This is a genomic window from Candidatus Methylomirabilis sp., assembly GCA_036000645.1.
Classification (GTDB): domain Bacteria; phylum Methylomirabilota; class Methylomirabilia; order Methylomirabilales; family JACPAU01; genus JACPAU01.
Genome location: DASYVA010000033.1, coordinates 1 through 9832, shown reverse-complemented (window position 1 = coordinate 9832; position 9832 = coordinate 1). Strand labels below are relative to the sequence as shown.

General features: G+C 68.9%; 9 protein-coding genes. 1 reads left to right on the top strand and 8 read right to left on the bottom strand.

Annotated elements, in window-relative coordinates:
• From VGT06_01765 to VGT06_01730, 8 genes are all read right to left on the bottom strand, one after another.
• Positions 1 to 700 (bottom strand): hypothetical protein (locus tag VGT06_01765; protein HEV8661859.1); only part of this gene is annotated, 700 nt, incomplete at its 3' end.
• Positions 701 to 793: 93 nt separating this feature from the next.
• Positions 794 to 1909 carry a hypothetical protein gene (locus tag VGT06_01760; protein ID HEV8661858.1) on the bottom strand — a complete coding sequence of 372 codons (1116 nt, stop codon included), beginning with the start codon at positions 1907 to 1909 and terminating at the stop codon, positions 794 to 796.
• Between the two features lie 83 nt (positions 1910 to 1992).
• Positions 1993 to 2697, bottom strand: coding sequence for an SDR family NAD(P)-dependent oxidoreductase (locus tag VGT06_01755; protein ID HEV8661857.1), 705 nt, complete (start codon positions 2695 to 2697; stop codon positions 1993 to 1995).
• 46 nt (positions 2698 to 2743) lie between these two features.
• Positions 2744 to 3652, bottom strand: a complete 909-nt coding sequence (locus VGT06_01750; protein ID HEV8661856.1) for a PfkB family carbohydrate kinase — start codon at positions 3650 to 3652, stop codon at positions 2744 to 2746.
• The gene (gene mtnP, locus VGT06_01745) at positions 3649 to 4515 is read right to left on the bottom strand and encodes an S-methyl-5'-thioadenosine phosphorylase (GenBank protein ID HEV8661855.1); all 867 of its coding nucleotides are present in this window, start codon (positions 4513 to 4515) and stop codon (positions 3649 to 3651) included. The genes VGT06_01750 and mtnP overlap by 4 nt, the downstream gene beginning before the upstream one ends.
• 199 nt (positions 4516 to 4714) lie before the next feature.
• Complete coding sequence (locus tag VGT06_01740) at positions 4715 to 6823, bottom strand: response regulator (protein ID HEV8661854.1); 2109 nt, start codon at positions 6821 to 6823, stop codon at positions 4715 to 4717.
• A gap of 6 nt (positions 6824 to 6829) precedes the next feature.
• Positions 6830 to 7279, bottom strand: a complete 450-nt coding sequence (locus tag VGT06_01735; GenBank protein ID HEV8661853.1) for a response regulator — start codon at positions 7277 to 7279, stop codon at positions 6830 to 6832.
• The gene (locus tag VGT06_01730; GenBank protein ID HEV8661852.1) at positions 7276 to 9147 is read right to left on the bottom strand and encodes an ATP-binding protein; all 1872 of its coding nucleotides are present in this window, start codon (positions 9145 to 9147) and stop codon (positions 7276 to 7278) included. Before VGT06_01730 ends, VGT06_01735 begins: the two co-directional genes overlap by 4 nt.
• A 317-nt stretch (positions 9148 to 9464) precedes the next feature.
• On the opposite strand from VGT06_01730, the gene VGT06_01725 reads away from it, so the two are divergent.
• Positions 9465 to 9832: thiamine pyrophosphate-binding protein (locus VGT06_01725; GenBank protein HEV8661851.1), on the top strand; the 368-nt coding region annotated here is incomplete at its 3' end.

Sequence of the window (9832 nt, the reverse complement as noted above, 5' to 3'; positions counted from 1 at the left end):
ACACGCGGGTGGCGGTCTCGATCGAGTCGGCGAGCCGCTTCTTGTATTCCTCGTCGGAAGCGGGCTTGGCCACGAGGCGATCCACGACCAGCTCGATCGTATGTTTCTTCTGTTTGTCCAGTTCCGGAGGATCCTCCAGGTCGTGGAACCTCCCGTCGATCCGCGCCCGCAGGAAACCCTCCTTGAGCATCTCCGCCATCTGCTTCTTGTATTCCCCTTTCTTGCCGGTGACGTAGGGGGCGAGGACGGCAAAACGGCTGCCTTCGGGCAGGCGCAGGGCGCGGTCCACCATCTCCTGGATCGTCTGCGCCTGGATCGGCCGGGCGCAGCTCGGACAGTGGGGCTTGCCGATCGAGGCGTACAAGAGGCGAAGGTAGTCGTAGATCTCGGTGACCGTGCCGACGGTCGAGCGCGGGTTCTTGGAGGTCGTGCGCTGCTCGATCGAAATAGCCGGCGAGAGCCCTTCGATCGAGTCCACATCCGGCTTCTCCATCTGCTCGAGGAACTGCCGGGCGTAAGCCGAGAGGGACTCCACGTAGCGGCGCTGCCCCTCGGCGTAGATGGTGTCGAACGCGAGGGTGGATTTGCCGGAGCCCGAGACCCCCGTGATGACGACGAGCTTCTCCCGGGGGATCTCGAGGTCGATGGACTTCAGGTTGTGCTCGCGGGCACCCCGGATGACGATGCGGTCGGTGGCCATGGGCCCTCCCGGCGCTGGCTGGCCAGCCTGACCGGGTATTATACCGCGGATGCCGGATCCGGCAAGCGCATGCGCCCCCGCTTCTCGCGCCGCCTACCGGCTCCGCTCCAGGATGTCCAGACCGTTGAAGCGGTCGATGACGTACAGGAGGCCGTTGCCGTCGTAGAAGACGTCGTTGCTCTGGGCCGAGCGCCCGCCCCCCACCGGGTCCGGGATGAAATAGCCGACCTCGACCGGGCGGAAGGGATCCTTGATGTCGACCAGGCGCAGGCCTCCGCTGAACCAGGTGACCCCGAGGACCGAGTCGTGCACCTGCTCCTGGGGCTGGTGGCACCCGAACCGCCCCGCCCGGTTCGCGACCGCGGATTCCGCGACGATGTAGTTGGAGATGGGGATCGGCCTGGTCTCGTCGGTGATGTCCACGATCCACAGGAAGGGAGAAGGGTCGGTGTACGTGTCGTCGGTGGTGTGCTCGTCGCTGACCACCAGAACATCCCGGCCCCGCACCCTGAAGGGGATCCGCAGAGCCGTGTGCGTTGGGGCCGGGTAGGGGGGGCTCCAGTCGAGAGAGGAAATGGTCCGGGGCCGCGTCAGGTCCGTCGCGTCCACGATCGCAAACCCCCCGAACCAACAACTGATGTACAGCCGGTTGCCGGACCGCAGGGGATGGTGCGTCCGGTGCCGCTTCCCCTCCCAGGTAGGCGTCTCGCCGCCCGTGGTCCACTGCCCCGGCAACCACCACCGACCCACCTCCTTCGGCCGGGCCGGGTCCGCCAGGTCGTAGATCACGCTGATGCAGCCCACGTACCCCTCCATCTCGGTGGAGACGTACGCGTACCGGTCATCGAGGTCGAACCGGTGAACCCCCATCCCGGCCGTCTCCACGAAGGCGATCTCCCGGGGGCGGGCCGGGGTGGAGACGTCCAGAACCTGGAAGCCCGGCCGGAGGGGGCCCGGCGTCTCCTTGTAGCGCTCATGGTTGACCACCAGGATGTTGTGACCGTTCACGCGCGCCTTGTGGCAGTGGGTGGCGGGCCGGGCCTCGAGCTGGGCCAGGATCTTGGGTGCCCTCGGATTGGAAACGTCCACGACGGACGTCCCGAGCGGCGGGGCCATGTGGCCGATGTAGGCGACCCGGTCCTTGACGGACACCTGTCCGCCCCCCGGGATGTCAAGATGCCCGACGTGCCTGAGGTTGTGGATCTTCACGGAACCCTCCTTGCGGCAGGCCGGTGTTGGGCGATTGCCCGCCCAACCGGGGCGAGTCCCGGGCCCCGCGTCCGGCCAGGCCCTTACGACTTCAGCTCCCGGCGCCAGGTCTCCACGTCCAGGGCTCTCCCGGTCACGTGGCGCGCGGCGTCGGAGGCCAGGTAGACGAAGAGGGGCGCGATGCGCTCGGGCGCCTCGCCGGCAAATCCGGTCATTCGGGTCGCCACCATCCCTGGGCTCAAGCTGTTGACCCGGATCCGGTCCCGCTTCAGCTCGAGGGCCAGGTACCGCGTCAGCCCCTCGAGACCCCACTTGGCGGCGCCGTAGGCTCCCCAGCCCTCCATCGCGTTGCGGCCGAGCCACGAGGAGACATTGATGATGCTTCCGCCTCCCTGGCGGCGCATGGCGGGAACGACGGCCCGGGCGCACAGGAACGGCCCCGTGAGATTGACCGCCAGGACCGCGGCCCAGTCCGCCGGGTCCACCTCGGCCAGGGAAACGTGCGGACCCGGGATGCCGGCGTTGTTCACCAGGACATCCACCCGGCCGAAGGTCGTGAGTGCCTCCCCCACGAACCGCTCGACCTGGGCCGGGTCGCTCACATCGGCCGGGAGCGCCACCACTCTCCCCCCGCCCCGCCCGAGCGCCGCGGCGGCTTCCTCAAGCTCCCCGGCGCTTCGGGCACAGAGGGCGAGGGCGGCCCCCGCCGCCGCGTACGCCTCGGCCACGGCGCGCCCGATCCCGCGGCTGGCGCCGGTGATGAGCGCGACCTTGCCGGTGAGCTCCATGGCTGGATCCGACGGGGAAGAGAGACCGCGGCCCCCGGGGGGAGTTCTAGATATCCTCGAAGCGGACCAGCTCCTTGAACTCCCGATACCGGCTCTCGATCTCGGGATAGGTGAGACGGGTCAGGCGGCGGAGGGAAAAGTCCTCCACAGCAAACGAGGCCATGACCGACCCCATGATGACGGCCTTCCGGACATTGTCCAGGCTGAAGTTGCCGGTGTTGGCCAGGTACCCGAGGTAGCCGCCGGCGAAGGAGTCCCCGGCCCCGGTCGGGTCCAGGATCTGCTCCAGGGGGAGGGCCGGCGCCGAGAACCACCAGCCATCCGAGAACATCAGGGCCCCGTACTCCCCCCGCTTGATCAGGAGCGACTTGGGGCCCCAGGAGAGGATCTTCCGCGCCGCCTTCACCAGGTTCGGCTCCCCCGCCAGCATCCGCGCCTCGGCGTCGTTGACCAGCAGGGTGTGGACCTGCTGCAGCGTCTCCCGCAGGGCCTCCGGCTTCCCCGTGATCCAGAAGTTCATGGTGTCGGCCGCCACCAGCTTCGGGGCCGCCACCTGCCCCAGGACCTCCCGCTGGAGGTCCGGATCGATGTTTGCGAGGAACACGATCTCGCTCTCCCGGTACGCGGGCGGAATGCGGGGCCGGAAGGCGGCGAAGACGTTGAGATGGGTCTCCAGCGTCTTCGCCTCGTTCAGGTCGAAGCCGTACTCCCCCCGCCACCGAAAGGTCCGGCCCGGGACGCGCGAGAGGCCCTCCAGGTCCACGTGCCGCTCCCGGAGGAGCTCGAGATGCTCCTCGGCGAAGTCCTCCCCCACCACCGCCACCAGGCGGACATCGGCGAAGAAGGCGGCGGCCACGGCGAAGTAGGCGGCCGAGCCTCCCAGCACTTCGCTCACCTCCCCGAAGGGGGTCCGGACGGTGTCGTAGGCTACTGAGCCGACCACCAGGATCTTCATGGCGACAAGTATTTCCCGACGAGGAGCCCGAGGCGCTCCCGCGTGGCCGGGGGGATCCGGTCCCGCGCGGTGAGGATGGCGTCCCGGAGCGCGTGAGGGCAGACGCAGGTCCGGGTGGGCGGGATGGCCCGGACCGCCCGCCGGAGGATCGCTTTGGCCATCGCCGCATTCTCCTGCAGGACGGCGATCACCGCCTCCACGGTCACGTCCTCCTCGGTCTCGTGCCACACGTCGTAGTCGGTCACCAGGGCCAGCGTGGCGTAGCAGATCTCGGCCTCCCGGGCCAGCTTGGCCTCCTGCAGGTTGGTCATCCCGATGACATCCACGCCCCATGCCCGGTAGATGCGGGACTCGGCCCGGGTCGAGAACTGGGGCCCCTCGATGCACAGGTAGGTCCCCCCCCGGTGCACGGTCGCCCCCTCGTCGCGCGCGGCGCGCTCCAGGTGATCGCCCAGGGACGGGCAGACGGGGTCGGCGAAGGCCACGTGGACCACCAAGCCGTCCCCGAAAAACGTGCTCGGGCGGGCCTTCGTCCGGTCGAAGAACTGGTCCGGGATCAGCATGTCCCGGGGCTTCACGTCCTCCCGCATGCTCCCCACGGCCGAGGCGGAGAGGATCCACTCCGCGCCGAGGGCCTTGAAGCCGTAGATATTGGCCCGGAAGTTCAGCTCGGAGGGGAGGAGGCGGTGCCCCCGGCCGTGGCGGGCCAGGAAGGCGACGGGGCGCCCCTCGAGGCGGCCCAGGACGTAGGCGTCCGAGGGGGGGCCGAAGGGGGTCTCGACCCGCTCCTCCCGCACGTCCGTCAGGCCGGCCATCTCGTAGAGGCCGCTGCCGCCGATGATCCCGATGCGGGGCTCTGCCATGGGGTGGGCTCCCGGGAAGCGGCGCTACTCTACCACAAGGCGCCGCACGTGCAACTCCCGACCGGATCATGCCGGTTCATCGGCGCCTCTGGAAATCGATCGGCCGGGAATCCTCAGGGCGTGGGGTGTGGAGGATCGCGCGGAACGAGGCCGGTGGGACGGGGACCCTCTGGGTCCGCTTGGATAGACACCACGGGCCTCACGGTGACGGGGCCCCCGTCAAAGCGCCCCAGGACCCACCGGGCCCGCCGAAAGGCAGGAGGACCGTGAACGTGCTCCCCTGCCCCATGCCCGCCGACTCTGCCCGGATCTGCCCGCCGTGCAGCCCGACGAGCCGCTCGGTCAGGGCGAGGCCGAGGCCCGTTCCCTCGTGGCGCTTGGTGGCCGCGGCCTCAAGCTGGACGAACTCCTGGAACAGCCGGGGCAGGTCTTCGGCCTTGATCCCGATCCCCGTATCCGTCACGCGAAGCTCCAGCCAGTCGCCCCCCTCCGGGGCCCGCCGTGCGGCCACGGTGATCCGGCCCTGCTCCGGCGTGAACTTCACCGCGTTGCTCAGGAGGTTAAAGCAGATCTGCTTGAAGCGGACGGGGTCGGCCCGCAGCGGGGCGAGCGAGGGCTCGATCTGGGCCTCGATTTGCTGGGCTTTCTGATGGGCGAGGCCCCGGGCAATGACCAGGATGTCCTCCAGGGTCGCCGCCACATCCATGGCTTCGGGCTCGAGGACGAATCTCCCCGCCTCGACCTTGGCAAGATCCAGGATGTCGTTGATGAGCTGGAGGAGGTGCCTGCCCGATTGATGGATATGCCCGATGTAGCGATTCTGCTTCTCGTTCAGGGGACCTACTCCGAGCTCTCGCAGGACTTGGGAGAAGCCGATGATCGCGTTGAGCGGCGTCCGGAGCTCGTGCGACATATTGGCCAGGAACTCGGATTTGTGCCGGGATGCCTCCTGGAGCTGCCGGTTCACCGCCTCCACCTCCCGGGTCCGTTCCCGAACACGCTCCTCGAGCTGGTCAGCGTGCCGCTGGATCTGGGCGAGCAGCCGCGCGTTCTCGATCCCCACGGAGGTATGGGCCGCCAGGGAAGCGAGGAGCCCCTCCTCCGGGAGGCTGAAGGCCCGCGCCCCTGTGGCGGCGACCGTCAGGACACCCAGGAGGCGGTCGCGGGCGAGCAGCGGGACGCTGAGCACCCCCCCGACCCCCTCGAGCACGGCCGCCTCCCGGTGCACGGCGGGGGCGGCCAGCCGGTAATCCGCTACGCCGACCGGCCGGCGCTCGCCGGCCGCCCGGCCCGGGACGTCCTGCCCGACGCGGAACCGGAGGCGCCCTGCCACCTCGCCACGCCACCCGTGCCAGGCAGCAGGGAGGAGCTCGACCCCGTCGTCTCCCAGGAGGGAAACCAGGGAGCGCTCCACCCGGAGCAGGGTGCCCGCGGCGGCGGCCACCTTTTGCAGGACGGCGTCGAGATCCAGGGTCGAGGCGATCACCACGGCAATGCCGTTGAGGGTGAGGAGGGCTTCCTTCTCATCGGCCAGGGCCCGCTGCGCGATCGCGCTCTCGATGGTGGAGGGGAGCTGGTTGAGATAGCCCTCCCGCTTGACCACATAGTCCGTCGCTCCCATCTTCAGGGCCTGGACGGCGGTCTCCTCGTCGCCCTGGCCGGTGATCATCACCACGGGGAGGCGCAGCCCCCGCTCGCGCATCTCCTGGAGGATCTCCAGGCCGTTCAGGTCGGGCAGACGGTAATCCAGGAGAAGGAGATCGAATCCACCGGCCTCGAGCTTTCGGAGGGCGCCGGCACCCGTGCTGGCCGTCTCGATTTCGAGGTGGGCCGCGTGGGCCGCAACGTGGCGGACGGTCAGGTCGACATCGGCCGGATTGCGCTCAGCGTACAGAATCCGGAGGCCCCGGGCCCGGTGGCTCCGCTCGTGGCGGAAGCGACCCAGCGCCTCCCGGACCGCTGCGGGCAGGCGGTCCAGGTGGCCGGGCTTCTTGATCACATAGTTGGTCGCCCCGAGCTTGAGCGCTCCGACCGCCACCTCGTGATCGCCGCTGCCCGTCAGCATCAACGCGGGGACCTCCGGCATCGCGCTCACCACCTCCCGCAGGAGCTGGAGGCCGTCCACGTCCGGCAGGCGGTAGTCCAGGAGGATCAGGTCGAACCGTTCGCCGCGCAGAGCCTCTCGCGCCTCCCCGCCGCTGCCGACGGTCCGCACCTCCAGATCCGGGGCGTGTTGGCGCAGATAGCGGAGCGTCAGCTCTCGGTCCGCCGGGTCATCTTCCACGTAGAGCACGCGGATCGACTCCATCGGGCGCTACCTCCCCCGCTCCTCCGCAGGATAGGGGACATTCGTGAGCATCCAGTAGAGATCGATGCGCTCCACCACCTGCAGGAACTTCTCGAACTCCACCGGCTTGACGATGTAGCTGGCCGCGCCGAGTTCGTAGCTCTTCTTGATATCCCTGTCCTCCGCGGAGGTCGTGAGCACCACGACCGGGATGTTCCGGTAGACCGGGTGGGCCTTGACTTCCCGCAGGACCTCCAGGCCGTCCACCTTCGGCAGCCGCAGGTCCAGGAGGATCACCCCGGGGATCGGCGCGTCCCCGGCAAACCGCCCCCGCCGGTGGACGTAGTCCAGCGCCTCCTCCCCGTCACGAACCACGGCAATGGGGTTGGACAGCTTCCGCTGCTTAAAGGCCCGGAGCGTGAGCTCGACGTCAGCGGGGTTGTCCTCCACCAGCAGGATCGGAACTGGTTCGGTCATCCCGTCCCTCCCGCGCCCGCCGGGAGCGCCAGATAGAACGTGCTCCCCTTCCCGGGCTCCGACTGCGCCCAGGCCCGGCCGCCGTGGCGCTCGGCCACCTTCCGGACGATGGCCAGCCCGACGCCGGTTCCCGCGTATTCCTCCTGCCGGTGCAGGCGCTCGAAAATCCGGAAGATCCGGTCGTGGTACTTCATGTCGAAGCCGATCCCAGTGTCGGCCACCGAGAGGATCGCCTCGTCCCCCTCGCGCCGGGCCCCGATGGTGATCGTGCCCCCCCCGTCCCGGCTGAACTTCACCGCGTTCTCCACCAGGTTGGCCAGCGCCTCCCGGAGCCCCTCCCGCTCCGCTTCGACTGCCTCCTCGGCCAGCTCCATCCGAACGGTGAGCCCTCGCGCCCGGATCTCCTCGTCCCGTTCCTCGCAGAGGGTCTCCAGAAGGCGCTGGAGTGGGACGCGTTCACGCCGCATCTCCCGCCGCTCCAGTCGGGAGTAGCGGAGGAGGTCGTCAATGAGCTCCCCCATCCGGCGGGCCGACGACCGGATCATGCCGAGATAGCGGTGTCCCGCCTCGTCGAGGCGGTCGGCGTAGTCCTCCCCAAGCGCCCGGGCGAACCCCTCCATCCCCCGAAGCGGCGCCTTCAGATCGTGGGAGACCGTGTAGGTGAAGGCTTCCATCTCTCTATTGGCGGCCTCGAGCTTTCCAGTCCGCTCCACGACCCGCTGCTCGAGCTGCTCGTTGAGGCTGCGGATCTCCTCCTCCACCCGCCGGCGCTCGGCGAGTTCCCGCTCCAGGTCGCGATAAGACTTCTGGAGCTGCTCGGCCATGTTGTTGAAGGCGCGAGCCAGGGTGCCCACCTCATCCTGGCTCTGAACGGTCACCCGGACCGCAAAGTCCCCCGCCGCCAGTTTCCCGGCTGCGTCAGCAAACCGCAGCAACGGACCGGCCAGGGCACGGGCGAGTCCCCATCCCAGGAGGACCGCGATCGCCGTGCAGGCCAGACCCGTCCAGAGCAACCATCGACCAAGGCGGTCTGCCGCGGCGTAGGCGACGGAGACCGGCTGGGCCACGACGACGCCCCAGCCCCACGGAGCGATCGCGACATAAGCCCCGAGGAATGTCTCGGCTCCCCCGGGCTCACGGAACTCCATCGTTCCCGAATGGCCCGCGAGCATCGCCTGGACAATCGGCTGGGCCTTCAGATCCTGGGCCAGCACGGCCCCCGCGCCGCCCGAATGGGTAATCAGGAGCCCTTCACCATCCACGACGCGCACCAGGGTACGGTCTTCCTGTCGGATCGTGGAGACGAACTGGCTCAGAGTTCCGTGCGACAACGCCCCGACCAGAACCCCCTTGATGTTGTCCTGGGCGTCCAGGACCGGGGCGGCGATCGAAATCACGGGCCGCTGGGCCGCCTTGGAAACGTAGACGCCCGAGACGCTGAGTCGGCGCGTCCTCATCACCTCGCGGAAAAACGGGCGGAAGGAAAAGTCCTGGCCAATGGTCTCCGCGGGTGGGACCCTCACCCTGATGATTCCGCGGGGATCCTGGACGAACACGTAGTCGAACTGTGCGAAATTCTGCAGGAGGTTCGCCAGGACCTTCCCGGCCTCGGGCCAGTTTCCGTCGAGAATCTCCTGCCTCAACTTCGGCCGCCCGGTGGCCTCCTGGACGATGCTGACCGCATCGGTGATGTATTGCTGCACCGCCCTACTCGCCAGCGTCGCGGTCGTCAGGTTGGCAGCGAGCACCTGCTCTCGGAGGCTCCTCCGGCTCACGGTGACCGCCAGGAGACTCAGCACGCCCAGGGATACCGTCACCAGGAGGGCAATGGATAGGGAACACTTCGTGCTGAAGCCGATAGACCTCATGTCCCCACCACCCTATCGCGTAGCCATCCGTCGCCTGCCTATTCATCTTTGATCAGCAGTGCGTAACGGCGTGCAGTTGACGTGCCAAAAACCGAAATTCTCGTGGACGAAGGAGGCGCCTTCGGGTGGATCGTGCACACCAGGCTCGAGGCGATCCCCAGGGAAGGCCCACGTGCCGCAAATGGACCCGGCGAGGCCTTCCCGGTCCGCGACACAGCGGGCGCCTTCAACCCGCGCTTCCCGGGCATCCTTGACAGCCCCGGAGGCGGGTGTTAGAAGGGGACCGCCTTCGCCAGGAGGAGGGTCCAGTGCCCCGGATGACCGGCGCCGATCTCCTGCTGCGCTCGCTCAAGCGGCAGGGGGTCAACCACTTCTTCGGCCTCTGCGGCGATCACGTGAACCCGGTCTTCGTGGCGGCGCGGCGGCACGGTATCGAGATTGTGGATGTGCGGCACGAGGCGGCCGCGGTCCACATGGCGGACGGGTGGGCCCGGGTCACGGGGCGTCCCGGCGTCTCGGTGGTCACCGGCGGCCCCGGCCACACGAACAGCCTGACCGGCGTGGCGACGGCCGCGGCCGCCGGCAGCCCCGTGATCGCCATCAGCGGCTCCTACGAGGTGGCGCAGGAGGGGCGCCTGGCGTTCCAGGAACTGGACCAGGTGGCCCTGATGCGCCCGGTGACGAA

Excerpts from the sequence above, each read along its gene's own strand:
- VGT06_01730 (HEV8661852.1), bottom strand. The coding sequence starts at position 9,147 with ATGAGGTCTATCGGCTTCAGCACGAAGTGTTCCCTATCCATTGCCCTC.
- mtnP (HEV8661855.1), bottom strand. The coding sequence starts at position 4,515 with ATGGCAGAGCCCCGCATCGGGATCATCGGCGGCAGCGGCCTCTACGAG.
- VGT06_01750 (HEV8661856.1), bottom strand. The coding sequence starts at position 3,652 with ATGAAGATCCTGGTGGTCGGCTCAGTAGCCTACGACACCGTCCGGACC.
- VGT06_01740 (HEV8661854.1), bottom strand. The coding sequence starts at position 6,823 with ATGGAGTCGATCCGCGTGCTCTACGTGGAAGATGACCCGGCGGACCGA.
- VGT06_01735 (HEV8661853.1), bottom strand. The coding sequence starts at position 7,279 with ATGACCGAACCAGTTCCGATCCTGCTGGTGGAGGACAACCCCGCTGAC.
- VGT06_01755 (HEV8661857.1), bottom strand. The coding sequence starts at position 2,697 with ATGGAGCTCACCGGCAAGGTCGCGCTCATCACCGGCGCCAGCCGCGGG.